Source organism: Brevibacillus sp. HB2.2 (genome assembly GCF_013284275.1).
Taxonomy (GTDB): Bacteria; Bacillota; Bacilli; order Brevibacillales; family Brevibacillaceae; genus Brevibacillus; species Brevibacillus brevis_D.
This window is the reverse complement of the sequence record NZ_JABSUV010000040.1, coordinates 30,826-56,566: the sequence shown is the minus strand read 5'-3', so window position 1 is coordinate 56,566 and position 25,741 is coordinate 30,826. Positions and strand designations below refer to the sequence as shown.

Below are 25,741 nucleotides of genomic sequence, written 5' to 3'. Positions count from 1 at the left end.
CACATCCAAAAGAACTCCATAAAAAAACCGCTAATCTCATCCTACGTAGATTAGCGGTTCTATGTATCGAGAGCGAGTTATGGCAAACGCAATGTCTCCCCTGGCTTCAATGCCTTGCCTCTGATGTCTTTCTCAGCCAGCTCGGCTATGAACGCTTCCCCATCCTGTTTGATCGGCGGGAATGTATCGTAATGAATCGGCACAACAAAATCGGCTTGTACCCACTCGGCAGCCACGAGTGCATCCTCAGGTCCCATTGTGAACACGTCTCCAATTGGCAGGAACGCCAAATCGATGTCATGACGCTCTCCGATTAGCTTCATGTCACCGAACAGTCCTGTATCCCCTGCGTGATAGATCGTTTTTCCACCCAGCTCGATCACAAAGCCTCCTGGCATTCCCATATACACGATTTGTTTCTCATCATCCAGCACGACACCAGAGCTGTGGAACGCCTGGGTCATTTTCACTTTTCCAAATGGCAGTTTGATAGAGCCTCCCAGATTCATCGAGATGGTCTTGACTCCCTGCCAGCTTAAATAGGTAGCAAGCTCATGGGTTGCAACGATTGTCGCATCGTTTTTCTTGGCCAATTCTACTGCATCCAAAATGTGATCTAGGTGTCCGTGTGTCAGAAGGATGTACTGAACCGAGATGTCTTCCAACTTGGTTGCTGCCACTGGGCTTCCTGAAATAAATGGATCGATCATGATCGAATGCCCTTCACTTGTTACCTGCACGGAAGAATGTCCGTGAAATCGAATGTCCAACATAGTGGTACCCCCTCTATTCGCAGCGTTTTTTCAGTCCCTTTTATGTTACCATGCCGCAGGGTGTAAAGAATAGGAAAGGCCGTCGATCACTCGACAGCCTGAGAAACAAATCCTACTTTTCTACAATCACAACTTAGCAATCGTCGCCGTCATGCTCTGTAACGGCAATAATTTTCGAGTCACGAATAATGGTGCGGCGATTACCATTGCGCTCTTCCAAAATAATGGTGGTCGATTTTACTTGTACCAGACGACCGAAAAAAGTACCTTCTACAGTGGCAACCCTAACATTTTTGCCTTCGAATTTTTTTACCTGGTCTTTGAATGCCATGGTTAATCCCTCCTTCTCATGCATCCTATGAACATTTGGCATAGCCCTATTGAGCAAAAGCGGAGTCAAAGAGAAAATGTACTTGTACCCGTCCGTCATTTGTCCTCATTTTGACAAACAACTTTGTCGACTGGTGACAAATTGACGCCAAACCAGCACGCTGCTTACGAACACTGTGAGATTTTGTCGCACGATTCCAAAAGGAAAACCTTTTTCACGTACAGAAACGGTATAGCAAGAGATGAGCGGACTTACGCCAGAGGAGGGATTTCCATGGGAGAGGTTATCGAGTTATTGGCACGGGAGAGAACATACAGTGGCAGAGATGTGGCAGGACTGTTAGGTATTGGGGCCAGCACCTTGCGCAAGTGGAGCATGCTCTTAGAACAGCACGGTTACTGGTTTTTGCGAGATAGCCAGAATCGTCGGGAGTATCGACAGGCAGATATTACGTGTCTTCAGCGGTTTTATAGTTTAACAAAGGATCAGCTCATTCCGCAAGATGAAGCTGCCCGAATGGTTGCTACGCAAAGCTCACCTGAACCCGCCCGAAAGGAAACGGCCGTTGCGGTTGCATTCCCCCCTGCCCCTGTTTCCTCACATCCGGCTTTGAACCATACTGTTGTCCTCGAAGAGCTGGATGAAAAGCTGCATGCCTTGGCTTCCCATGTCCAGCAACAAGACGCCGCCTACTTAGCGCTGTTAGCGCGTGTAGAAAAGCAGGAAGCCTATATTACCAACAATCTGAAGGAACGAGATCGCCGCTTGACAAAGGCAATGAATGACATTATGGATGCCAAAATCGAGTTGGCAAAGATCAAGGACGCGAGTAGAAAAACTTCCTTTTGGCAAAAGCTGATTCGTCTGTACTAGTTACGTTGTCACTAGCTAGAAAGAAAAAAGTTATCCCCTATTACACCATGGTGGAATAAGGAATAACTGGTCTTTTTACTCGTTGTCTTGAAACAACCCTTCTGGAATTTTAGCATCCCAATTTGCTGGCAATTCCAACCGAAGCGCATGGGCTACTACGGCGGCAGTGTCTATGTTTCCTACCTCTGAGAGCTCTGTACCAGGTGTGATGGAGCCACCTTTTGCCGCCCAAAAAATCGTCTGTTCTCCCGGTGAAGAACCCCCATGCCCTGTTCCTTTCCCACCGTGGTCAGTCGTAACGATAATCAGGCTATCCTCCATCAGTCCTTCCTCTTCCAGTGCCTCGAGGATATTACCTACATACTCATCTGCTTTTTGGAGCTTTTTATAAAATGCCGGTGTGAAATAGCCTTGATTGTGGCCAGCCCCGTCCACTTCATCTAAATGAACGAAAATGTTACGAGTATTTTCACCCTCTTTTTTGATATAATCGACTACTTTTTTCGCAGTCTCTTCATCCGACTTGCTATTTTGCTTGTAAGAACCTGCTGAATCTTCAATGATACCGATATTGATCGGGCCCCATGTAGCGAAGGAAGCTTGCTGGAGTTTAGGACGCTCTTGTTTCAACAGCTTCAAATAGGAAGGATACTCGCTTTTCTCCGGATAAGGAGTAGCCGCTACGATATCGTTAGTCAATTGATGCTTGTCAGGAGTGACACCGTGCAGGATAGATCCCCAGTTTTGCGCACTGATCGTGGGCAGCTCTGCTTTGGCTTCAAATGTTCCAGCACCTTCTTCGATCAGCTTCAAGATATTCGTTGCTTTTGCTTCCGGATCTTTGACTGCATTCCCTGCACCATCGATGCCGATAACTACGACACGTCTGTAAAGGAAATCGTTCTGATAAGGAGCCAGCTTTTCTTTCATCATCTCCACATCGGCTTTGTCCACTTTATTGTCATTGTTTATATCCGCGTGTTGCGCTTTTTCCCAACGCCGGTCACCGATGCGGCTTTTCTGGTTGTTCAAGATGACGTTCAGATCTTCCTCTGTTAAGAGACCGTCTCCCGATACGTCAATCGAATTCGTAACGATTACTTCAGCTTTCGCTGTTTTGCCTCCATCGACAGTTTTCACTGTGATTTTTGCTTTACCCGGCTTGCCTGCTACAACAGTTGGGCGTCCATTGATCATTTCGACCTTCGCGACCTCTTTGTTGTTGGAACTCCATTTGACATCCTGAACGGACGCTTCTTTCGGAGAGATCACAACTGTAACGGGCATCGTTGCTCCAGCCTTCAATTTGAGCTCCTTCTGATCCAAGGAAAGGCTCTTCACTGGTATCTTCGGAGCACTTGCGTAACTATCAGCTACTTCTTTATCTGTAACGGTGCGACTCAGAATCTGCAACTGGTCCAACTGCACGTCATAGCGATTTCCAAAATGGAATCCAGCGCCATCTACTCCAATCTTGGTAGTAAAGCTAGTGTCGATTGTTCCCTTGGATTGGCTGATATCGATTGTTTTTGCTACTTTACCGTCGACGTAGATCGTTGCCAGTTCATCCCGATCATGAGAAACGACGACATAGTGCCATGCATTATCCGCAATGTTTGGAATCGTTGCATCGAGACGGGAGCTATCGGATGTGCGCCAATTCCACTTTAACGTAGAACCTTGCAGTCCGATGAACCACCCCACGTTACCACCGCTTGACCAGTTTTTATTAGAGATAATGCCAGGATCAGCATCAACGCCAGGAGATTTCATCCAGAAGGCAATAGTGAAATCTTGTGTTTCCCCAAACTTCATCTCGTCATTTTCACCTAAATCTATCCAGGTTGCATTATCTTTTGAGGTCGACTGGAAATGAATGGATTTCCCCAATCCTACACGTCCTTCCACGAACGTTGGTGTTCCGGACACTTGCACAGGATGGTGAGATTCTGAGCTATCCTCTATGCTATTTTCAAACAGGAAACGATAGAGTTGCTTTTCAGATGAGAGTTCTTTCGCCTCCTTTGCCGCGGCATAAACTGACGAATTCAGAAATGGAGCTTGAACGATGACTCCACCGGTAACGAGAGTTGTAGCTGTTAAAAGCGCAGCAATTCCTTTTGGATTCAGGATTTTTTTCATGGTGTCTCTCCTCCTCGGATCTCAATTCATTTTCTTTTCATCGTCTTGATTTGCTTCATCACTTGTTTACGTAATGATCAAGCCTCCCTTTTCTGCCCCGATTCCTATGACTGAGAAAGAATCCAGGTCTGTTTGCATTCATTTTATAGCTGCATTGTTGAGGGTTTATTAAATTCAAAAGAAAAAACAATTAATTACAAGTTAAATACACAAATCTGCAATCTTAAACACAACTAAATACACATTGCGTGCCACAACTTGAGTCCCAGATTAGAGATAAACGTAAAAAAGCAGCTTGCCGCATTGACAAGCTGCCTTACTTTTGGATTAGTTTACGCCATTTTTCATTTTGCCTATTCCATCACGATTTTTCTTGCCGCGTTGACGAACATTTTGACGCCGACTTCGAGCGCATCCTCGTCGATTGTAAAACGTGGATGATGGTGCGGATATGTGATGCCTTTTTCTTTGTTTCCGGCAGCGACGTAGAAGAAGCAGCCTGGCGCTTTTTGCTGGAAGGCCGAGAAATCCTCGCCACCCATGGTTGGGCGCATATGCTCTACCCATTCTGCTCCCAGTGATTCCTCCACGACCTCTTCCATCCATTTCGTCACTTCGGCATCGTTGATAACCGGGCGATAGCCAAATTCGTATTTGAACTTATATTCCGCGCCATGTGCTTCTGTAATGCCTTTGATCACACGTTCCATGAGTCCTGGAACAGACTCGCGCAAATTTTTGTCAAAGCTGCGGACTGTCCCGCAAATCTCTACCGTACCCGGAATGACGTTATGTGTCGTTCCCCCCACAAATTGCGTGACAGAGAGAACCAGATTATCGAGTGGATCGGCATTGCGGGATACGATGTGCTGGAGATTGGTCACCACTTGTGCCGCAATTGCGATGCTGTCGATCGTTTCATGTGGGAGCGCCGCATGTCCGCCTTTTCCAAGAACAGTGATCCAGAACGTATCAGGAGCGGCCATCATCGGACCTGGGCAGATACCTACTGTCCCAAACTCCATCGTCGACCACAGATGCGTACCAATTACCATGTCTACGCCGTCCATGACGCCTGCCTGTACCATTTCTTCCGCTCCGCCCGGGTATACTTCCTCCGCGTGCTGAAAGAAGAAACGAACCTCTCCCTTGATCTGATCCTTCATCCCAGACAGTAGCTTTGCCGTTCCGAGCAGCATGGACGTGTGACCGTCGTGTCCGCATGCGTGCATGACGCCAGGATTTTTCGATACGAATTCAAACGTATTCTCTTCCGTAATCGGCAATGCGTCCATGTCAGCGCGCATGGCGAGCACTTTCCCAGGCTGGGAACCGATCAATCTGGCCATCACACTGTTTTTCGTCGGTCTGGATATTTCCAGATTGCCAAAAGAAAGAAGTGTCTCGTATACAAACTGTGCTGTTTTTTCTTCATGGAAGGATAATTCAGGGTTTTCGTGCAAATACCGTCTCCATGCGATTACCTGATCCTTGATTTCTTCGACCGCCTTATTAAGCGTTACCACTGCCGTTGCTGTCATGCCGCTCTCCTCCTGATTTACGTGGCTGCCCCACTTACTATCTCTTATGCCTATTTTGCTAAGGATAAAACGGTGCGGTACAGTACTTGTGCTCCGTTCGCACAATCCTCTTTTGTCGTGAACTCTGCCGGGTTGTGGCTAATGCCATCCTTGGACCTGGCGAAAATCATGCCAACCGGGCACAGCCCAACGAGCTGCATGCAATCATGCCCTGCGCCACTCGGCAGTCTAAATGCTTCCAAGCCTTCTGCCTCACACGCTTCGGCTACAGCATGCTGGATATCATCCGAGCATACAGCAGGAGCTATGCGTTGCAGCAGCTCTACTTTCAACGTCACATTACGCTTTGCACAGATCGCTTCTGCTCGTTCGTAAATGCGCTGTTCCACTTCATCGCGGATCGCTTCGTCCACATCGCGCAAATCAAGCGAAAACTCGACTCGTCCCGGAATGACATTCACCCCGCCTGGGAAAGCTTGCAGCCTTCCAACCGTCCCTACGCTGGTTCCTGTCCGTCCGGCTTCTTCCTCGATGACAAGCATCACTTGAGCGGCTGCTGCCAGCGGATCACGGCGCAAATTCATCGGCGTTGCCCCCGCATGACCGGCTTCTCCCTCAAGCACGAAATTCAACCAGAGCGGGCCCGCCACTCCTGTCACGATCCCAACAGATAGCCCACGACTCTCCAGTACTTTGCCTTGCTCGATATGTAGCTCCACATACGCTTTCACACTTCCAGGCGTTCTCGCGGCGAGACTGGTGCGGTCCGGATCTAGCCCCGTTTGCCGCATTGCTTCGGCAATCGTGACCCCATTCTTGTCTGCTTGTTCCAGCTCGTCACGCTTGATCAGACCCGCGATACCACGGCTGCCGATCATCCCGTATCCAAAACGCGTTCCTTCTTCATCCGTGAACGCGATGACTTCGATCGGATGCTCTGTTTCGATTCCCTGTTCATGCATCGTCTGTAAAACTTCTACTCCAGCCAGTACGCCAAGGGGACCGTCATAATCGCCACCATTTGGTACGGAGTCGATATGCGAGCCAACCAAAACGACAGGAGCGGTTGGATTTTTCCCTTCTTTTCGGCCAATCAAGTTCCCTACCTCATCTTCGCGAACGGTGAGACCAGCTTCCTTCATAAAGCCTGTGACGAGATCTTTTGCCGCCCGCTCCTCAGGCGTAAAGGACAATCGCGTAATGCCGCCCGCCTCTTGCTTCCCAATGTTGCCAAGCTGTCCCAATCGATCCCACAATCGATCCGAATTGATCATGACGCGTCACTCCCCTTCTATGTAGAGCCAATAACGGTTGATTAACGGTTATGTCCTTAATTGTATAATAGTCTGTCTATTTTGAAAAGGAGGCATAACTCGTCAAGTAGCGCCACAAATCTCAATATTCTTCTCCGTTATAATTGATTTCCTCCAAAGCTTCTGCGGCAGCTTGCCTAATATTTTCCGTAGGGGAATGTAAGTACGGCTCGATTACTTTTATAAATTTTCGGTTTTTTGAACAACCAAGAATGCTTAATGCATAATCAAGGATAGCGTCGTCTAGCGTTGGCAGAACGTTCGCTAATGGATCCCATTCTACCTTTCTTGCGGCTCCTAGTAGCGTCAATCATGTTAATCTCCCTCAACCTTACTCAATTCCCCTTTCAAATGCCTGATCGTCCCTACTCGATCCTCTTCCTCCTGCTCATCAAACAAAAGCTGCTCTAACAGTTCACATATATCTTCCAACCTACGTCGGATTTGATAGAATTCCAGCGCTTGTCGATTGACGACATAATTTGTATGTGTCTTCAGATAGGTAGCCATAAACTCCTCTAAAAACGGCTGATCTACCAAAAACATCAGATCTGCTTCAACCGGAGCCAGCTTCAATCCTTCCCAGTCTATGAGAATGAGCTGTTGACCAGATTGCATCAAATTCCAGTTGTGAATGTCCGTATGACAAAGCTTCATTTTCACCTCACTGCCTCGCAATTCCTCGGCAATCATCTCCAAATCATTCATGCGAGTAGCCAGTATGCTGGCAAAAGGTTTGACGATTTCACTCACATCATCAGGCAGACGATGGATATCTTCGTTCAGCATTTCTCTAAACTGCTCGGCAAATGGGATGCGGAAGTCTTCCTTGATCGCAGCCGTACTGACCGGGATTTCTTCCCCGTACAAATGCAACTGCGCGATGATTTCTGCTAGCTGGCGGACTTGCATCGTGCTTAATGCTTGGCTCCCAATGGTTTTCCCCTCAATATATTCAAACAGCTGATATATGCCCATGTCGTCTTCATGTTTATACGCTGCGTTTCTTGTCAGCAGCGGCACTGGAAGTTTGCCTTGTAGCCCGGTCTGGCGTGATAGCCACTGGATAATGGGAACGTACTTATCGATCAGCGCTGTCCACTTGGGCGTTGATGCTCTGCTTTTTTCATAGACCTTCAAGAAATAGGAATGCTCGTCGCTGATGACTTTATAAGCAAGTGCAGACCACCCTCCTTGTTGAGGGATAACATCAGCAGCGTCTCTATCATAATGGTGTCGCAATATGGTTTTGAAATGATCCATGAGCTACTCCTTTCTAACTCCATATTCACACTGTAAATTACCACCAACATACAAAAAATTGCCTTACCCCACAAGGAGCAAGACAATTTTTACTAGTATGAAAATTGTTTCGCGTCACGAAATATCTCAGTAATTATTGCACGCCTACTGCATCATACGCGGCTTTTACTGATTTTACTTGTTGGGAATTAGCACCGAAAAGAGCTGTTGCGGATTGAATGGCTGCTTGTCGCATAGCGGAGAAATTAGAATTTGGATTGAGGTAGTTTGTTAGGGCGTAGTAGTAGATTTTTGCTGTGTCATTGCGACCAATGCCTGTTACAGTTACACCGGTGTGTGTGCCACCCTCTGCGAGGAGATATGCTGCTTTGTTGTTGATACCGCTGTTCGTGTGTACGCCTCCGTTGTCATTTGGACCTGTGTATCGATCGCTGTAGTGATCAGGATCACCAGCAACGGTTGGATCTTCGAGAGAGCGCAGTGCATCTCCAGGCGTTCCTGGCGTGTATACATCTTCACCCATGAGCCAATCGTCGTCGTCAATCATAGCCCCGAAGATATCAGAAATGGATTCGTTCAGTGCACCTGACTCGTTTTGATAGATCAGATTGGCTGTTCGTTCTGTGACAGCATGAGTTAATTCATGAGCAACGACATCCAATCCAGCGGACAATGGGCGGAATACGCTTCCATCTCCATCCCCGTATACCATTTGCGTACCGTTCCAGAATGCGTTGTTATATCTGTTGCTGTAGTGGACTGTGGAGATCAATTTCGCACCATTGTTGTCAAAGCTGTTGCGGTTATGTGCGTTTTTGTAGTAATCGTAGGTTTTCTGTGCATACGCATGTGCGTCGACAAGCGCTCCATCTGTCCAATTGTTATCCGTGTCAGAACCAAGAGTACCTGGCAGGCTGGTTCTATTGCGTGCAGTGTACGTCTCAATTCCCTTGCCGCGAGTCGTATCTTTCGCCGTGTAGTTGTTATTGCTTACTTTCGTTACTTCGAACGATTTGGTGTCACCCAGTACTCCTGTACCCGTTCCTGTAATCTCATGGAGCATATTGTATTTGTTAATGACTTCACCAGAATTTGCATCGATGAAATATTTCCAACGCCCTGGCAGCGGATCGAGGAAATTCAGCTCCACTTCGTAAGCCAAATACGATTCATCTTCGTGGATGTAGATGTAGAGGTTCCCTTCTGGCTTCACCTCGAACTTCTCGACTTTTTCGTTAATCTCATCCTCCAAATCCTTGATCGCCTCTTTGACCGCCTTGTCTGCCTTGAGTTTTGGTTTTTCCGTCAGCGTATCATTGTTTGACAGGTCAGGCGCGTAGTTTCCGAGGAAAGCCGTTACATTCCCATCCTCGTTTACGTGAATCGTCTGCTGGTAACCATAGACCGGGATGCCCTCGTACATTTCTTGTACACGGTAGTGAGTCATGTCTGTCTCGTTGTCTGTCACTTCATCTAGCACTTTAAAGTGATCTTTCACATCTCCATCAATACGGAAGGAGTCTTGATACTGCTCCAGGAATCCCCAAACTTTTTCTTCGCCATCCAGCTCTTCTGCTTCGAACTCTTCTCCGATAAATTCGGGGGTATCCCACTCAGCGCTATACACGATGCTTTCGGATGCGGCCTGCGTTGCCAACGGAAGGAATGTAGTGGTACCTAATGCGAAGCTGAGTGTTACTGCAAAAACCGATTTCTTCATACTTGTTAACTCCTCCTTGGAAAATATTGTTTTTTATGTAAGTTCATAGTTGTTTACATCTCTTATTATTTGTCATAAATGTGAATTTGAGAACAATTTTTTAACGACAAAAAAATCATTTCCTGAAAGAAATGATTAATTGGTAAATTTATTACAATTACGATTGCAAGATGATCCGATACACCTTGCGCGGTCTGCCCCGCGGGTGCGGATTTTCTTCCCGGATGACCTGCGCAAGGCCCTTTGACTCCAGCTCAATCAGTATGCGTCTGGCACTTCGTGGCAATATTTGTAGATGCGATGCCAATTCGTGGGCATGAATCTCCTGAGACCCGCGCTTTTTCAGGATGGATTCAAGCTTCGCCAGTGTCATGACGCTGAGTGAGGTAAGCTGGCTGAGCGCTTGCAGCTTCTCTGAGTCGTACCGATACGTGAGCTGTTCGTCTCGCCCAAGCGGCCCCACGACGCTTTTGTCATCGAAAAAGACCATCCAATTGCCGCTCCCTCGCTCTTTGGCGTGTAAGAGGGCCGCGCCACCGTGGATTTCCGCTTCATAAGCGGTCTTGCCAATCCCGATCCCACATGTTACCAGATCAGCACGAATGTCGAACATCTCATCCAAGTCGGGAATTGTCGAATAATCGCGAGTAACTTCTTGCAAATTCCCCCGCGTTGTAAAAATAACGTAGCGTCCGGGACCCGCTGTCTTCAATGAGCCTTGCAAATGCTTTGCGTAACGCAACAGCTTTTCCATCGTCTTGATCTCGGCATTTTGCCATTCATCTGTAGAAAAATTGCCACCGGCAAGCTCGCGAAAGGGATCAATCTCCATCATCTGTACGGCAATCTGGGTATCTTTGAAGTGAAGCATTTCGTGTGTTCGCAAGAGCATGTGAATGACCGAAATCACGCCTGCACGCGTCGGCACGACCCGATGTACAGGGACACCTCTGCGTGTCAGCTCTAACTCTGCTGTCCGCAAGCAGCTGACAGCCACCTTTGTCTTGCCTGCTTTCCAGAGCTGTTCGTGGTAATCCGCCAGTTCATCGGCTGAAATCGCTCCCACGTAATGCTTGAGCCATTTGTATCCGCCAGCAATCCCCGCTTCGTCCATAAAATGCTCCAGTTCTTCTGGTGAAAATGTATCAAAGCTCACTTCGTCCACCCGGACTCCCAATTGATGGGACAGATGAAGCAAGGTTCTGTACAAGCTCGCACCGAGATGAGGCACATACGCCATCGGCACTTGAACCTTGCCTGACTCGCTCACCATGGCATAAGGGACCTGTCCGGAGAAAAGCCACATATCCACCTCATCCACATGTGGGATGATCAGATCGAGGATCTCCTCCTCTTTCCAATAGACAATCGGCAAGTATTCAATTTCAGGAAACTCTCGCATGACTGATTCGATGATGGCAAGTGAATCATCCGCGCCTATTACGCCTAGTCGCAGCTTCAACAAAACTCCCTCTTTCACACCAATCTTCCTACTAGGATAACATACTCCTTTTCTTTTTCTCATCGGGGGATCATTTTACCTGCTGCCTCCCCAATCCTGTGTGCCACGTACAAAACAGGTATGATCAACAAGCTGTAAGGCAATGTACTCCATAGCAACGGCCACGTCACAACGCCAGCCTCAAACAATCGATCATATGTATATAAACTATACGGTAAAACGAATACCACAGCCGTTACCACACCAGGTGTGTACGTGCGAAGGACAACGGTATGACCAACATGTATGAACACATGGAGAAACATCACATGTAGACAAGCCAGAAAAAACGGAAGGTACGTTCCAGACGAAAGTGTCGTGACAGTCAGGATAACCGCTGCCGATAAAACCGCGAAAATACAAGAGACTGCGACCGCAAATTGCGCCGTGTTCATCGAAAGCGACGGCTCCAGCATCTTCATCAGCCGTTCTGGCACAGTCCGTCTAATGATGTCTTTCTTGGCTCGCACCCAACCTTCTACCATCACGATCTCCTCTAAATCATGAAACATGAAAACGACTAAAAACAGCCAAATCAGATGAGACAGCTCCAGCATGCAAGCACCCTCTTCCTATTCGTTTGTCTGCAAAATTCCATATGCCAAAAAAGATACCGCGTCATCTGCAAGCTGCTCCGCTGTTTTCTCGCCCGTCAGCAAATACCGCGTCGTCATCCGGTCTACGACTGCGATCATTGCCTCTGCCGCTACCTCCACAGACAACTCGACACGGACATGCCCTGCAGTCTGATTTTGTCGCAAGTTGACAGCAACAATGGAAGCCAGCTTACGATGCAGTTCTTCACCCTCTTCTGCCTGATACAGCACGATCCGGGTCAAGTCAGGCTGCTCTTGAAAAAATTGGAACAAGGCGAGCAAGTTTTCCCGTACCTGATGGAAGACATCTGCCTTCGTCAAGGCCGTTACCTTTTGACCGCCGTCCGCCAATTCCCATAGCCTTGTTAAGAATGTGTCCGTCAACTGCTGATACAGACCTTCCTTGCTGTCGAAATACTGGTAAAACGACGCCTGTGTCAAACCTGCTCCTTTCACGATGTCACTCACTCGTGTACGATGAAAGCCTTTTGCCGCGAACTCAGAAGCTGCCGCCGCAAGCAACCGACTGCGACTCAACTCTCCTTTTGACAGCTTGTCATTGGTCATTTTCTCACCCCAAAAGTAACTCGTCAGTTATGTAACTCTCGAGTTATTTTTACAACTTCTGGATTTTCCTGTCAAGACCTACTTGCTTTTTTATTCCACTCTATGTAAAATGTTTGCTCAAAGGGTATCATTTGATGGCAATGAGGAAGAAGAGTAGTCATTTTACGAGACTTCAGAGAGCTGATGGTTGGTGCGAATCAGTGTTAAGGAAATGATGAATGGGCTTCCGAGCTCCAAACCGAACCCGCTACTCATGGCGGCAGTAGGCTTTGGCGTTACGTCCGTACGTTACAATGGACACCGTATCAAGCTGTCTTACACAGAAACGGTACGGATCAAAGAGATTTTGCGTATGGAGATTCCATGCGTGAAATAACAAGGGTGGCACCACGGTTCATTCGTCCCTGTCCAGGGCGGATGGACCTTTTTGTATTTAAAGCACATATCTCACGATTGAAAGGAGCAACTTTCCCATGAAAACCATCTTTTCCGGCATTCAGCCGAGCGGTATTTTGACACTCGGCAACTACTTGGGCGCAATGAAGCACTTCGTTCCGCTTCAAGATCAGTTCAACTGCTTTTACTGCATCGTAGACCAGCATGCGATCACCGTTCCACAAGAGCCTGCTGTCCTGCGCGAGAACATCCGTCGTCTCGCAGCTCTCTATTTGTCCGTTGGCCTCGATCCGAACAAAATGACGCTGTTCGTCCAATCGGAAGTACCGGCCCATGCCAAGCTCGGCTGGATCATGCTGTGTACCTCTTACTTGGGTGAATTGGAGCGCATGACTCAATTCAAGGACAAATCCGATGGACGCGGCGAATCCATTCCAGGCGGTCTGCTGGCTTATCCTCCATTGATGGCGGCTGATATTTTGCTGTACAGCACTGATTTCGTCCCTGTGGGCGAGGATCAGAAGCAGCATCTGGAGCTGACTCGTGATTTAGCCGCTCGTTTTAACAACCGTTATGGCGACATTTTCACCATCCCAGAGGTTCGCCTGCCGGAGACTGGCGCACGCATCATGTCTCTTGCTGAAGGCACCAAGAAAATGAGCAAATCCGATCCAAACCAAGGAGCCTTCATCTCCATGCTGGATGATGCAGACACCATCACGAAAAAAATCAAGCGCGCGCAAACGGATTCCGACAGCGTTGTGCGTTATGACAAAGCAGAGAAGCCTGCTGTCTCTAACCTCATGACCATCTACTCCCTCTGCTCTGGAAAAACGCTGGATGAAATTGAAGCGATGTACGAGGGCAAAGGCTACGGCGCATTCAAAACCGAGCTGGCAGAAGTTGTCGTAGAAACACTCCGTCCGATTCAAGAACGCTTTGAGCAGCTGTTCCACTCCTCTGAGCTGGATGATATCCTGACTGCCGGGGCAGAAAAAGCGAATAAAGTCGCAAACGAGATGTTGTACAAAGTTGAAAAAGCGATGGGGATGGCACGTATCTAATCCATTTCCACAACAAAAAAACGGGCTGGGAAGCTTTCTCCCAACCCGTTTTTTTTGTTTGGTAAAATTAAAGGATTAGACTGGAGTCGTTGATTTAACGCGATTTTAGAATTGAAGAATCGTTAGCTTTTGAAAAATAAGTTTTAGACTGATCCATTAAAAGGAGCAGTTGCGGCCCAAAACTTGATAAATAAAGTCTTAGACAGCCGCTGTTGTCATTCAACTAACGTTACTCGTTAGTTGAGATGTAGCTTACTTATATCTTTGGTTTTCCATACACAAGTCACTTCAGAATAAGGGTCCCATTATACTTATAATAATCTTCAAATACCTCTGTGGCGCTGGAACGTGTAACAAACAACCATGTTGAAACAACTGTGTATTCATTGGAAAAGCTCGGCATACAGCCGAGCTTTTATCTTACAGTCCAGTATACTAAATTTTCTGCGTGTCTTTCCTTTCTTGAAGTTCATACATCGCAACCTTATAACTTATTACTTCTAAATGTTTTAGGTTTTCATTGATTGTATTCTGCACTTCTAATTTATGCTGCATCATCATTTCTTTTCTTTGCAGGAATGTTTCATCGCCTAATTCATAAAGATCGATATATTCTTTTATTTTAGAAATAGGCATTCCTGTCAACCGCAGAGATCGGATAAAGTTGATCCATCTCAAATCGTCATCATTATATATTCTACGACCATTTGAATCTCGAGAAATATTTCTTAACAACCCTTCCGTTTCATAAAATCTGAGTGTATTTGCAGACACATGTAAGTTATCAACTACATATTTCATTGAAAATAACATCCGATCCGTCCCCTTTCGTTATAGTTACTATAACGAAATGTAGATCAAAAAAATAGAAAAATGCTTTAGTAACCTCTACCTAATAGCAAATTCTATTGTAAAAACCTATATTTGACTTCAAGCAGCAATAATAAACTACATTTGAAGTACCGGGAAATAGAAAACCTCAAAACTGGAGGCAATTAAGCGATGAACTCAAACTATGAAAATGGAAAAAATTTTTTTCAAGAAACTGATGAAGCAGGAATCCAAGCGGTTATTCATGCTTTAAGCGATGTATCTCCCCACATAAGTCGGTACATTATTGAATTTTTTGGGCAAGTTTTCAATAATCCTGTACTCACCTATCAACAAAGAGAAATGATCGTGATCTCTGCGTTAACATCGTTAGGTGATACTCCAAATCAACTCAAATGGCACATGAACTTCGGTTTGAAAGTTGGAATTACGCCGAACGAAATTATTGAAATTGCTACCCATTGTATTCCTTTTTGCGGCGCTCCTCGTGCTTTAAATGCCATTACCGTTGCGAAACAACTTTTTGCAGAACAAAATATCGAAGTAAACGTCGAGGACGAACTACTACATTCTGTAGGGGAACGACGGGAAAGAGGCATAGCAAAACTTCAAGAAATCGACGGCAAACATGGTGAGGCGGTTGCCGATTCACTTGCCGAGATTGCCCCTGTATTAGCTGAACAAATCATTGAATTTGCGTTTGGTGAAATCTACAGCCGCTCAGGACTAAACCCTAAACAGCGCCAACTCGTCACATTAGGAGCCTTAACTGCTCAAGGTGGATGCGAGCCACAGTTGCACGTTCATCTCAATGCCTCTATTCGTGTAGGTCTAACGAGACAAGAAGTGATTGAGGCATTACTGCAATGCTACCCATACACGGGATTTCCTAAAGTCTTGAATGCTATAAATGTTGCCAAAAAGATATTTTTAACATAGTTATTCACCGATAGGGCAAGTTGATAAAAAGACCGGACTTCACTCACAGAGTTTTTCCGGTCTTTTTACATACTAACTTGATCAATTCATTTTGAGCACTTCCGACTCATAGGACTTAAAAGCATTTTCCATGCCCATAATGACATCTTTAATCTTCATGTATCCCTGGGTGTAAACCAAGGAGTCTCTAATTTCTTCCCATATATAGTGATACTGCTTCAGATCGTCTACTTCACATACCACAAAATCCGTAAATTCCTTCCCCGGAAGCGCCTCAGCATCAAAAAAGCGGGCCTGAACATGCTGATTGTATTTTTAGACGATCTTCTGCGAAGAAGCAGCATGATTATTGCGCTCTTCCCGAGATAATGCGAGCCAGGAAGGATAAAGCTCCAATAACACGATCATCATATATCGCATCTTCCTATAGAAATATTGAATTCTGCGGATTTTGTAATCGATCAGGAATCAAAGCTTAACGATACAGAAGATACACCTATGTAAGAAGCGAAATGATACTGAATAGGAAGTAACAAAATCATTCTCCAGTGAAAAAACGGCATTATATCCCCTGCCGTTGGCCAGCGTGTAAAATAACCGGAATAAACCTTCTGAGCAAAAATAATTGCAGCTTACGTAATCACCAAACTCAATAAGGCGCAAGAATTATCCACGTATTTAAAGAAAGCACATACATAGTGACATTATCACAGGTGACGGCCCAGATAGCGCCGAAGAATTTGGAAAAGCACTAGTTTTAATGCAATAAACTAACTTAAAAGATGATAAAAGCCTTTGGTGTATACCAGAGGCTTTTTCAATGTTTAATCTTCCCTTATTTTATGTTAGTAAATAACTTATCTAACCACTGGTACTATTTCTTTTCTGATCGTGTGTACCATCACTTGTGGTACGGTTCCCCGCGTTTGATCTTAAACTAATTTCTCGTTAGTTGAATAGCTGGCAGCCAGTCTAACACTTTATTTCTCAGTCTAATACTTTATTTTACAGTCTACAACTTTATTTTTATGGAACACTTTTCGTTAATTACTCTTAACCGTGACAGTTACCTTGGCTGTTTTGCCAGCGTAGCTGATCGTGATGGTCACTCTTGTCCTTGGTTTGGCATCATCCAAGACAAGAATACGTCCAGACTCATCAACCTCTACCAGTTCGGGATTGCTGGATGTGAACTCGATACCCTCCGCTTCAGTAACGTCTTCTTCTGCATCATTACCAAGAATCGCCATTACCTTGAGCTGGGCTTCCTCCCCTTGGGCTAGCTTGAGAGATTTCGGCTCGATCTCGATCCTTTTCAGGGCACTCTCCCCGACGACGTAAGAGGCCGCGGTCGTTACTGAAAAGATCCCTAGATCGTCTTCTTTTGTCACCTGAATCGCTTTACCCTTGAGTCCAATTGCTGGTTTCCACATATTGCTCCTGTATGAGAAAGCTTGGAGCTTGGAGCTTGCGTCATCGGCGACTGGCAGACCCAGTGTAAAACCTGTTTTACCGAAGCTGGTCACCTTTTTGCCGTTGCTCCACACTTGCAATTGATACGCTTCGCCAGGGTTCGGCACACCTTTCCACCCGTTCCCATTTTCTTCTGTCAGAGCGAGGGCAAACTTCCTTGCACGTTGAGCGGAAAAATATGCGCTTGGTACCTCTACCCATGCCTCGCTCTCCAAGGTTACGCGAATGCCTACCTCTTTTTCCTTTAATTGTTCAACGAGCTTCTGTTCCAGGGTCACCGTCGGATCAGCAGATTCTCCCTTGCGAGAACCCGTATCGCTCGCAACGTTATCGCTTTTTTTCACCTGAACGAACAGCACAGGGGCAAAGCCGATCTTTTCTTTCACGGACTCAACTGCTTTCATGAATTCCCCGAGTATCTCCAGAAGTTCATCTACTTGTTCATCATCTGCCTTGATCTCATCCCCATCATCTACGACGACAGTGCCAAGCTTTTTCAAAAGCTCTTCTGCCAGTGTGCGGACATGCTTGGCTACTTCTTTGGAAATATCCTTTTCATCGAGCGGCTCCAGTGCTGTTTTCGCCAAACTTGTCAAGGAGGCAAGTGCCAAGCGGGCAATCGCCTCATCCTCGATGCCATCTTCAGTGAGCGGGTCAAATGCTTTGTTCAAAAAGCTCTTCGTCACATCTTGGAGTGTCTCTTCACTGATGGTTCCTCGCTCGGCCTGCTCGGCTACTGCCTCGAGTACAGTCTTGATTGTATCCGTGACTGTCTCCCATTTCGCAGTCGGCGTCCATTGCTTTGCCTCCAGAAGTTTTTCCAGATGGCTGAGCACTTGATCCACCTGTCCTAAAATGTTTTTCTCCTCGCTGCTTGCAGAGATGACCTGAGCTGCTTGCTTGTTCAACTCTCGCTGCGAGTCCGGTGTCGGTGTTCTGTCCGGCGGTGTCACTGGCGGTGGTGAATCCGGCTTGGCTGGAACCTGCACGGCCAATGCTGTAGTTTCTGCTGTCGATTGATCGGACGCTCGTGTGACCTCCAAAACAAGGTCTACATTCGTCAGGCGATATGGCGGTGTAATTTTTCCGTCCAGCGCAATGACTGCTGGATCACTAGAAGACTTGATTGCGATAGTAAAGCCTGTAGGTACTACTGGCAGCTTCAAGCGCGTCTCACCTACTGCTGGCTGTGTGAGCTGCGTGATGCTTTCCGCCACTTCTTGTGCAGTTTTTTCCGGCGTGCCGCGATCCTTCAAGTCCAACTGGACAAGGACAGGATTATGGTCACTCACACGCCCCTCGTTCTCGGTCAAGCCAGCGTTGATGGGAACGATATCAACCTTCGTGTCATCCTCCAAATGGTTGCTGACCAAAATTTGATCCAAGACTTGAGAGTTCCCTTGGTACACGTACGTATACTGCTCACCCTTCGGCAGTTTCTCCACCATATTGGTCAAAACGCCATCTGCCAATTCCTGCACCGGGTTTGAAAACGGGAAATCATTGAGATCACCCAGCACCACAACATTTGCGTTCGCTTCCGCTGCATGAATTTCTTTTACAAAGCTATTTAACACACGGGCAATCTTCATTCGCTGAACTTCACTGACCAGCTGTGGCGGCTGATCTTTTCCAAACAGCGCTTGATCTCCACCTTTTGAGTTGAAATGGTTAGCGATGACAATGACCGGCTCACCTTGGAAAATGAACTCCGCTGCCAGTGGCTTACGGCTCGAAGCAAACGCCGCATTGGTCGGATCTACCCGTCCTGGATTGTGTGACAAATGCGCTACACCATCTCGTGTCTCGATTTGCACCGCATCAGTCGCGCCTCCTGACGTTCCTGCTGCCAGTTGAACCCGTTGTGGGTTATAGAAGAAGCCGACACGGATGTTTCCGCCTGGCTGTCCACCATCCTGATTGTTCTGTGGCGCGATATCGATGTATCGGTAAGTCGGGCCATTTTTGTTTTCCATTACTTTGATCAATGCGTCCGCAGACTGTTTAGCATCTGTTTGCCCATTGTCCGTTGGTCCATTATTATCCTGCATTTCCACCACACCGATAATATCCGGCGCCTTCATGTTGTCCACGATCGTCTCGGCGATGCGGTTGATTTTGGCGGAATCAGTTTTTGCCGAGAAATTCTCAATGTTGTACGAAGCGATGGTCAGCTTATCTTCTTTTGGCGAAATACTTGTCACTGGCGGCTCATAATGGCTTGGCTGTACCGTAAATGACCGTGTATGGAACAGCTTGTAATTCGCAAAGCTGTAGTCGATGATGCCTACCAGCGGTCCGTCAAATTTGTCGCCGACTTTTACCTCTCCGGTAATCGATTCGAGTTTGTCCGATACCGTGATGCGCTCAGGGTGAAAATCATTGGCATCCAGCACTACTCCACCAGTTGGCGTACGCGGCTGACTCGGATGGGCTCGATCGTCGATGACGACAAATTCCGTTGCGCGTGGATTGGTAAACGTCTTGGTTTCGCCAACCACGATTGGATTGTCGATTTGTACCAGCATGCCCTCAAGGCTTTCCCAGAAGTCGATGCCGTCTTGGTCTGGATCGAATTTGCCGAGGCTGTCGTTGTCAATAATTCCTTTCGGATATTCGTAGTTGTCTTTACCCAGGATGAGTGGTTCTGGGAGTCCCTTTGCTGGATTTACAACGGCGTACGAGGTTGCATCAATTTGGGTCTGGGTGAGGTCTGTGCCTGCCCTGTTCGATGGTACGTATTCCTTAACCGTGCCGCTAACCGTTACTTCATCACCAGGGGCGACCGTTGCTTTTGGCTCGTAAACGTAAATGCCTTCAGAGGTAAAGGGGTCTGCGTCCGGTTGCGGATCTTGCATATAAAAGCCTTGTACATTGCTGCCGCTTCCGACGATAGCCGTTACGATTCCCGGAACATTGGTCACCGTTCCATCCGCCATCGGTGAACGGTGCGAGGCTCCTTGAATGTCATGGATACGAATGTTATCTTTTTGAATCACATAGCGGAAGGTCGTTAGATTGCTGTCTGTGTAACCATCTTTGACTGCTATGGCTGAAAGGGTCGTATCCGCATCAATCTGGATCGGTCCCGTATACTTGATGCTCCCTCTGCTCGGCGTTGAACCATCTACCGTATAGAAGATCGTAGCGTCAGCCATCGTCGTCGAGAGCGTGACTTTTGTTCCTTTTGTCACCATAGGACCTGCCGGGCTCGCTGTGACCATCGGGACTTTATTCTCGTCCTCGACGAGATCAGCCACAGAGCGCGGCACCAGCTTGTAAACATTGCGGTCGTAGTTCACCACGCCTGTTATAGCTGCATAGCTCTTGTTCACTGGAAGTGTCAGAGAGGCATCCGGTCGAGACACAAACGTACCGTGCTGATCCTCCAGCGTGTAATTGCCACTTGATGCTGTTTTGACAGTAACCACCTTCACAGTTACCAGCCTGCCTTCCAAAGCCTCTCCTGTAGCAGCTGCAAAACCAGTAGAAGTTACAACTTGCGGGCTAGGCACACCTGCTTGCTTTTGCACCATTTCCACGTTATCGGTGAGCGCTTCGAGTTGAGCAAGTCCATAATAATCACTCATTTTTCCGGTAGCTCGGATCTTGTCTCCCACCTCAATTTTGCCAGTCAGCCCTGGCGCACGAAGTACGAGTCCTGCCGTCTCATCTTGGAAATACACGTTGTTTTGGCCGCCCGCTTCAAACATCGCCGTCACCGTTCCGACGACAATCACGTTCGTGCCTACCGGGGTGTTTCTTGCTTCTGCAATCGTAGTCGAACCTACGGCTGACTTGGTAATGCTAACTTCCGGGCTCTCAAACGACTTGCCATATTCCCCAGTTGTTTGCTGCGTTACGAGTATATGATCCAACTGGTCAATGTTTGGAATTGTAAAGGAAAATGACCCGTTCGCCTGTGCCGTTCCTGTTTCTTTGTTACTTAGCATTAGCGGTTGTTTTTGCGGATCGTATGCGCGCAGGATCGCATTCCCTGCTGCCGCACCTGCTACTCCTCGCAGCTCGCCCACACCGTTCAATGCTTGTAGGCTGACTTTATCCTGAATCATAACTGGGCTGGCTACCGCTGGCCTCAGCTCGATGCTCGTGCTTTCCTTCTTGCTCCCTTCCGTTGCTGTAAGATAGACTCCCTGCGCATTTGGATCGGGATTGGCAAAAGTCAGCTCGATCAGTCCGGACGCATCCGAATCTTGCTGGGCCAAAGGAGTGTCGCTACCTGTTCCTGTAGGCTGACTCGCATATACCTTAATAGTTCGCCCCTGACCGACATAGCCGCGAATTGTTGCTTGGATAGGATCAGTATGATCAAAAATAAGTTCAGTAACATTCAACTTATCGGTCACGTCTGTTGGTAGCGGCTGTTCTACTGGGCTTTGCGTGTTTTTTGGGGTAGGAGCCCCCGTGATAAAATCATTGCTGTTGTTATTGGTATCCCAGCCATTTCCTCCGTTCGGCACAATGCCGCGCTCGTCGCTAATGCGTTGGATGCTGGTCGTATTCGAGGGAGCTGGTGCTGGTGAGTTGCCCTCAGATGAATTGGCAGTACCAAAGCCGACCATATCTACGACACTGGCCTGGGAGGTGACATCTGCCCCTGTTAACGGGTCACCATTGTTAACCAGCGCAACCTTCCCATTCGTCCCTGACAAGTTCAAAGTCCCGCTATCGTCAGGAGTTGGCAGTTCCCCTCCTACTGCACCCGATGTTGCTAGCTGAACCAAATAAAAGCCGTAAGGGGCTATGCTTCCAGTCAGCCCTGCCTTTTGCCACGTCGTTCCCGTAGCAGAAGCATACTGCACTGACCAGCCTCCAACCGAAACAGCCGTGTCTGTCGGGTTATACAGTTCAATGAAGTCATTCTTGTAATGGGCACCAGAGTTTCCCCCACCCCCATACACCTCACTAATCACCACATGATCAGCCCGCGCAGCTTTTGCCTGTGGCATCCACCCGGTCGGTAAAACTGTTCCCATCATGACTGCGGCTATTAACGCCAGCTTCGGCCATCGGGAAGCACTTCCTCTTTTTTTCATCATTCTTGCATCATTCCTCCTCACATCATTCGGAAGTAGCTACTATAAGATGGTAAACGTATAACCTGAATCTTATGTAAATTTGATGTAAAGTTTGTATAATCCTTCTAAACAAGGAAAAACAAAAACCGCCAAGTTCCATCGTCCTTGGCGGTTTTTCTGTGTTTTTGTCAATTAGCTTTCGTCTACTTTCATACTGCGTGCGATATATAGAACCGGTGTCGAAGCTGCCGATACGACAAACTTGATCAGGTAGGTAGTCAATAGGATTTGCCACCATACGTCCATCGGGAATTCTCCTAAAAAGGCAATCGTACAAAAAGTAACGGAGTCAAGCATCTGACTGAAGAGCGTGCTTCCATTATTGCGAATCCAGAGCTGATTTGGACCTGGACATTTTTTCTTCAACCACGAATAGATTTTCACGTCGACAAATTGGCTGACAAAATACGCACACAAGCTCCCCAATGCCACTCTTGGCATCAAGCCAAAAATCGTCTGCAAGGAACCTTGGGCGATATCTGTTTCCTGTGGTTCAAACACCAGCACGAGCTGCATGATGATCGTTGCCGCAATTAAGGTAAAGAAGCCGAACCACACGGCTTTTTTCGCTTCTCTTTCTCCATACTTCTCGTTCAATAGATCGCTTACCAAATAAATAGATGCATAGATCGTATTGCCGAGCGTCATGACTAAACCGAACATCTCGATTGTTTTGACAACCTGAATGTTGGCTAGCACAGTAGCCATCCCGATCCACGCGTACAGCCCCATTCTGCCGAACAATCGGTAGCAGAGCAGGAACAGCCCGAAGTTAACCAGAGCAAAAATCACTCCGATCCAAAAATTAAACATATAATTTCCTCCTAGTTTTGATAACGCGGGAGTTTACGAACCGCGGCCCGTTTTGGGCATTCAATCATTTTACTTGCATTCGCTTATTTTATCAACCATTCTCGAGGCATGCACAGCAATCGACATGCGGGACACCAACACTATTCCCTCATCGACTAAACCGGCTAATGCTAATGAAACGGTTTCTCTAGTCGCCCCCACCATGTTGGCAATCTCCTGATGGGAGAGAGATACGGTCAATTTCCAAAACGGCTCTTCTGCTTTTCCAAACCGCTGACATAATTGAACCAACAGATGCAATACGCGATCCCTAACCGATTCCAAGGCCAGCTTTTCCATCCTCTCCTCTTGTTCCCCCAATCGTTTTGACAACTGCAACATCATTTCTTTCAGGCTTGGTGGACATGCTTTCAGCATTTCTTCCATCCGAGTCGCACTCCAATGAGTAAGGGTCGTTTTTTGCATCGCTTCAATGTAAACAGCGCGTGACCCTAACACCATTTCCTCAATCTCGCCAAAAACAGCTCCTGGTCCCAGCAATCCCACGGTAAAGGACTTTCCCTCCTCGTTCAGCCGAGAAAGACGCAGGAGTCCCTTTTGAATGAAGAAAATGCCCATTCGAGTGTCGGTCGGTGTCTGAAATACTGTTTTCTTGGCTAGAACGATTTGCTCACTCATGATGCAACCCTCGCCATTCCAAATAACTAGTTACCTATACTTTTATGCATTAAGATCTATTTGTCAATCACCTCCCCCTCTTCCTCCTCCATGAAAAAATGACCACCTCATAAAAGGCGGCCATCTCTTACCTTGATACAGCTATACCCAAAACACAGGATAAGCACGTTTCTTATGCATGTTATTAACGAACAGAGCAATCAGCACAACTACTACTGCACCGATAAGTACCGGAGACAATAAAAACTCCCACCCCTTGCCATCCATGACAATGACGATCGGATTGGCACCCGCAGGAGGATGCGTCGTTTTCGTCACATGCATAGTGACAATCGCAAGACCGACACTTAGAGCTACTACCCACAGCTGCGATCCACCTATTTGATAGAGCAGCACACCAACCAAGCTGGTGAAAAAATGCCCCCCGATGATATTGCGCGGCTGAGATAACGGCGAATCCCAGGCCACAAAAGCAAGCACACAGCTTGCTCCAAATGAAGCCATCAACCAGACCGCAGTAGTTAATTCCGCCAGCATGCCCAGTACCCCTATCGTCACTAATCCGCCAAGGCCCCCAATCAAAGCAACCGAGCCAGATATTTTCAAGGGCGTTCTACTTCTCCCCTTCATTTTGGCTACAAAATCCTTTATGCTCCATTCACCATTCATCACAGCCACCTCCTGCTCACATCGTAGCAAGTGGCCCTTCCTTGTTCTGTAAGCTATCTTACAAAAACATAAATAATAGCTAGTTACCTAGATATTTAGTAAAATAAAATACAAACCCCAAACTGTGAGGCGAATATCCATGACTCAATCACTTGTGCGGCTAAATGCGGACTTTCCAATCCCGATCCATGTGCAAATCAAAGAACAATTGAAGCTTCTCATTGGCTTAGGCCACCTTCAATCGGGCGAAATGCTACCACCTGCTGCCCAATTAGCCGATCAGCTGCAAGTCAACCGCAACACCATTAATGCTGTATACACACAGCTACGGGATGAAGGTCTCGTCTATATGCAAAAGGGTCGTGGTACCTCTATCGCCGACAAAGCTGCGATTGCTGCCTTTCGCATACGTCAGCAATCGCTTTATGATCACGCCAAAACCATCATGACTGAAGCACAGCAGCTTCCGTTTTCGCTGGATGAGCTGATGCTTGCTTCCATTGCTTACGGACACTTGTTTCTTTCCCGGTCCAAAAAAGAAGCCCGATGGCTCTTCGTGGAATGTCAAGAGCATGATCATCCTTTTTATCGTAAGAAAATAGAAGAGATCATCGGTCACCCCATTCAGGTTGCCTATCTTGAAAACCATTCAGATGTCCTCTCTGCCTTACAAGATGCCGACCAAATTGTCACCACCGTCAACCATGCAGAGGAAGTAAAAGAATTAGCTGCTCGTTATCACAAATCAGTCCTCATTATTGGAGCAAATGCCCAGACGAGCACCCTTCTGGAGATCGCTCGCCTGGAGGCAGGCCGTGCAGTTGGGTTTGTTTGTCTCGGAAAGAAAGGCGGAGAATGGATGGCGGGACGCGTACAAGAGGCAGGTATCCAACAGATTCAACACATGACCGCAGGATTCGCTGATGAACGCTCCTTGCAGCAGATTATCCACGATTCTGATTTGCTCTATGCCTCCTCTGCTGTATATGATCAGCTCCTCGCGCTAGCTCCAGACAAAACACGTCTCTATCCCATGCTGTTGGAGCAAAGCAGCGAGGCACTGCTAAAAGAAGCGAGCAACCTCCTAGCACCTTAACCTTTACCTGTTACTGATTTGTAGGATTTATGTCGATAATCTGTAACCAATGCATCCACCCCA

General features: G+C 47.2%; 19 protein-coding genes, 1 pseudogene and 1 other annotated feature. Of the genes and pseudogenes, 4 read left to right on the top strand and 16 right to left on the bottom strand.

Going from position 1 to position 25,741, the window contains the following annotated elements:
* Window positions 1–77: 77 nt before the first annotated feature.
* On the bottom strand, window positions 78–773 hold the full coding sequence (locus HP401_RS23975; RefSeq protein ID WP_173606824.1) for a metal-dependent hydrolase: 696 nt from the start codon (window positions 771–773) through the stop codon (window positions 78–80).
* A 133-nt stretch (window positions 774–906) separates the two neighbouring features.
* Window positions 907–1,104, bottom strand: a complete 198-nt coding sequence (locus HP401_RS23970; RefSeq protein WP_173606823.1) for a hypothetical protein — start codon at window positions 1,102–1,104, stop codon at window positions 907–909.
* A gap of 273 nt (window positions 1,105–1,377) precedes the next feature.
* Between HP401_RS23970 and HP401_RS23965 the strand changes: the two genes are divergently transcribed.
* Window positions 1,378–1,977 (top strand): MerR family transcriptional regulator, encoded by a 600-nt coding sequence (locus HP401_RS23965; RefSeq protein WP_064202500.1) that lies wholly within the window; start codon window positions 1,378–1,380, stop codon window positions 1,975–1,977.
* A gap of 75 nt (window positions 1,978–2,052) precedes the next feature.
* On the opposite strand, the gene HP401_RS23960 is transcribed toward HP401_RS23965, so the two are convergent.
* From HP401_RS23960 to HP401_RS23925, 8 genes are all read right to left on the bottom strand, one after another.
* Window positions 2,053–4,119 carry an alkaline phosphatase family protein gene (locus HP401_RS23960; RefSeq protein WP_173606822.1) on the bottom strand — a complete coding sequence of 689 codons (2,067 nt, stop codon included), beginning with the start codon at window positions 4,117–4,119 and terminating at the stop codon, window positions 2,053–2,055.
* A 353-nt stretch (window positions 4,120–4,472) separates the two neighbouring features.
* Window positions 4,473–5,660 carry a M20 family metallopeptidase gene (locus tag HP401_RS23955; protein WP_012685059.1) on the bottom strand — a complete coding sequence of 396 codons (1,188 nt, stop codon included), beginning with the start codon at window positions 5,658–5,660 and terminating at the stop codon, window positions 4,473–4,475.
* Window positions 5,661–5,710: 50 nt separating this feature from the next.
* Window positions 5,711–6,934 carry a Zn-dependent hydrolase gene (locus tag HP401_RS23950; RefSeq protein ID WP_173606821.1) on the bottom strand — a complete coding sequence of 408 codons (1,224 nt, stop codon included), beginning with the start codon at window positions 6,932–6,934 and terminating at the stop codon, window positions 5,711–5,713.
* A 354-nt stretch (window positions 6,935–7,288) separates the two neighbouring features.
* A complete protein-coding gene (locus HP401_RS23945; RefSeq protein WP_173606820.1) occupies window positions 7,289–8,236 on the bottom strand; it encodes an aminoglycoside phosphotransferase family protein in 948 nt (315 codons plus the stop codon).
* A gap of 133 nt (window positions 8,237–8,369) precedes the next feature.
* Window positions 8,370–9,956 (bottom strand): M4 family metallopeptidase, encoded by a 1,587-nt coding sequence (locus tag HP401_RS23940; protein ID WP_173606819.1) that lies wholly within the window; start codon window positions 9,954–9,956, stop codon window positions 8,370–8,372.
* Window positions 9,957–10,113: 157 nt separating this feature from the next.
* Window positions 10,114–11,436, bottom strand: a complete 1,323-nt coding sequence (locus tag HP401_RS23935) for a helix-turn-helix domain-containing protein (RefSeq protein ID WP_309145156.1) — start codon at window positions 11,434–11,436, stop codon at window positions 10,114–10,116.
* Window positions 11,437–11,477: 41 nt separating this feature from the next.
* Window positions 11,478–12,014: an HXXEE domain-containing protein gene (locus HP401_RS23930; RefSeq protein ID WP_173606818.1), complete on the bottom strand. Its 537-nt coding sequence runs from the start codon at window positions 12,012–12,014 to the stop codon at window positions 11,478–11,480.
* A 15-nt stretch (window positions 12,015–12,029) separates the two neighbouring features.
* Window positions 12,030–12,620, bottom strand: a complete 591-nt coding sequence (locus tag HP401_RS23925) for a TetR/AcrR family transcriptional regulator (RefSeq protein WP_173606817.1) — start codon at window positions 12,618–12,620, stop codon at window positions 12,030–12,032.
* Between the two features lie 131 nt (window positions 12,621–12,751).
* Window positions 12,752–13,029 (top strand) — a binding site (T-box leader).
* 64 nt (window positions 13,030–13,093) lie between these two features.
* Between HP401_RS23925 and trpS the strand changes: the two genes are divergently transcribed.
* Window positions 13,094–14,080 (top strand): tryptophan--tRNA ligase, encoded by a 987-nt coding sequence (gene trpS / locus HP401_RS23920; RefSeq protein WP_064202508.1) that lies wholly within the window; start codon window positions 13,094–13,096, stop codon window positions 14,078–14,080.
* A 435-nt stretch (window positions 14,081–14,515) separates the two neighbouring features.
* Here the strand turns inward: trpS and HP401_RS23915 are convergent, their stop codons facing one another.
* Window positions 14,516–14,893, bottom strand: coding sequence for a MerR family transcriptional regulator (locus HP401_RS23915; protein WP_012685051.1), 378 nt, complete (start codon window positions 14,891–14,893; stop codon window positions 14,516–14,518).
* A 189-nt stretch (window positions 14,894–15,082) separates the two neighbouring features.
* On the opposite strand from HP401_RS23915, the gene HP401_RS35650 reads away from it, so the two are divergent.
* The gene (locus HP401_RS35650) at window positions 15,083–15,850 is read left to right on the top strand and encodes a carboxymuconolactone decarboxylase family protein (protein ID WP_173606816.1); all 768 of its coding nucleotides are present in this window, start codon (window positions 15,083–15,085) and stop codon (window positions 15,848–15,850) included.
* Window positions 15,851–15,931: 81 nt separating this feature from the next.
* Here the strand turns inward: HP401_RS35650 and HP401_RS35645 are convergent.
* From HP401_RS35645 to HP401_RS23885, 5 genes and pseudogenes are all read right to left on the bottom strand, one after another.
* A pseudogene (locus HP401_RS35645) lies at window positions 15,932–16,270 on the bottom strand (darcynin family protein).
* A gap of 623 nt (window positions 16,271–16,893) precedes the next feature.
* Window positions 16,894–22,383: a chitobiase/beta-hexosaminidase C-terminal domain-containing protein gene (locus HP401_RS23900; protein WP_173606815.1), complete on the bottom strand. Its 5,490-nt coding sequence runs from the start codon at window positions 22,381–22,383 to the stop codon at window positions 16,894–16,896.
* 171 nt (window positions 22,384–22,554) lie between these two features.
* The gene (locus HP401_RS23895; RefSeq protein ID WP_012685047.1) at window positions 22,555–23,235 is read right to left on the bottom strand and encodes a queuosine precursor transporter; all 681 of its coding nucleotides are present in this window, start codon (window positions 23,233–23,235) and stop codon (window positions 22,555–22,557) included.
* 69 nt (window positions 23,236–23,304) lie between these two features.
* Window positions 23,305–23,913, bottom strand: coding sequence for a Crp/Fnr family transcriptional regulator (locus HP401_RS23890; protein WP_142495322.1), 609 nt, complete (start codon window positions 23,911–23,913; stop codon window positions 23,305–23,307).
* Window positions 23,914–24,054: 141 nt separating this feature from the next.
* Window positions 24,055–24,582, bottom strand: a complete 528-nt coding sequence (locus tag HP401_RS23885; protein ID WP_173606814.1) for an HPP family protein — start codon at window positions 24,580–24,582, stop codon at window positions 24,055–24,057.
* A gap of 139 nt (window positions 24,583–24,721) precedes the next feature.
* On the opposite strand from HP401_RS23885, the gene HP401_RS23880 reads away from it, so the two are divergent.
* Window positions 24,722–25,678 (top strand): GntR family transcriptional regulator, encoded by a 957-nt coding sequence (locus HP401_RS23880; RefSeq protein WP_173606813.1) that lies wholly within the window; start codon window positions 24,722–24,724, stop codon window positions 25,676–25,678.
* Window positions 25,679–25,741 lie beyond the last annotated feature (63 nt).

Bases quoted from the DNA above. Each gene is read 5' to 3' on its own strand.
- HP401_RS23945 (WP_173606820.1), bottom strand. From the start codon at position 8,236: ATGGATCATTTCAAAACCATATTGCGACACCATTATGATAGAGACGCT.
- HP401_RS23965 (WP_064202500.1), top strand. From the start codon at position 1,378: ATGGGAGAGGTTATCGAGTTATTGGCACGGGAGAGAACATACAGTGGC.
- HP401_RS23925 (WP_173606817.1), bottom strand. From the start codon at position 12,620: ATGACCAATGACAAGCTGTCAAAAGGAGAGTTGAGTCGCAGTCGGTTG.
- trpS (WP_064202508.1), top strand. From the start codon at position 13,094: ATGAAAACCATCTTTTCCGGCATTCAGCCGAGCGGTATTTTGACACTC.
- HP401_RS23900 (WP_173606815.1), bottom strand. From the start codon at position 22,383: ATGATGAAAAAAAGAGGAAGTGCTTCCCGATGGCCGAAGCTGGCGTTA.
- HP401_RS23895 (WP_012685047.1), bottom strand. From the start codon at position 23,235: ATGTTTAATTTTTGGATCGGAGTGATTTTTGCTCTGGTTAACTTCGGG.
- HP401_RS23930 (WP_173606818.1), bottom strand. From the start codon at position 12,014: ATGCTGGAGCTGTCTCATCTGATTTGGCTGTTTTTAGTCGTTTTCATG.
- HP401_RS23975 (WP_173606824.1), bottom strand. From the start codon at position 773: ATGTTGGACATTCGATTTCACGGACATTCTTCCGTGCAGGTAACAAGT.
- HP401_RS35650 (WP_173606816.1), top strand. From the start codon at position 15,083: ATGAACTCAAACTATGAAAATGGAAAAAATTTTTTTCAAGAAACTGAT.
- HP401_RS23915 (WP_012685051.1), bottom strand. From the start codon at position 14,893: ATGTTATTTTCAATGAAATATGTAGTTGATAACTTACATGTGTCTGCA.
- HP401_RS23890 (WP_142495322.1), bottom strand. From the start codon at position 23,913: ATGAGTGAGCAAATCGTTCTAGCCAAGAAAACAGTATTTCAGACACCG.
- HP401_RS23940 (WP_173606819.1), bottom strand. From the start codon at position 9,956: ATGAAGAAATCGGTTTTTGCAGTAACACTCAGCTTCGCATTAGGTACC.
- HP401_RS23950 (WP_173606821.1), bottom strand. From the start codon at position 6,934: ATGATCAATTCGGATCGATTGTGGGATCGATTGGGACAGCTTGGCAAC.
- HP401_RS23885 (WP_173606814.1), bottom strand. From the start codon at position 24,582: ATGAATGGTGAATGGAGCATAAAGGATTTTGTAGCCAAAATGAAGGGG.
- HP401_RS23970 (WP_173606823.1), bottom strand. From the start codon at position 1,104: ATGGCATTCAAAGACCAGGTAAAAAAATTCGAAGGCAAAAATGTTAGG.
- HP401_RS23960 (WP_173606822.1), bottom strand. From the start codon at position 4,119: ATGAAAAAAATCCTGAATCCAAAAGGAATTGCTGCGCTTTTAACAGCT.
- HP401_RS23880 (WP_173606813.1), top strand. From the start codon at position 24,722: ATGACTCAATCACTTGTGCGGCTAAATGCGGACTTTCCAATCCCGATC.
- HP401_RS23955 (WP_012685059.1), bottom strand. From the start codon at position 5,660: ATGACAGCAACGGCAGTGGTAACGCTTAATAAGGCGGTCGAAGAAATC.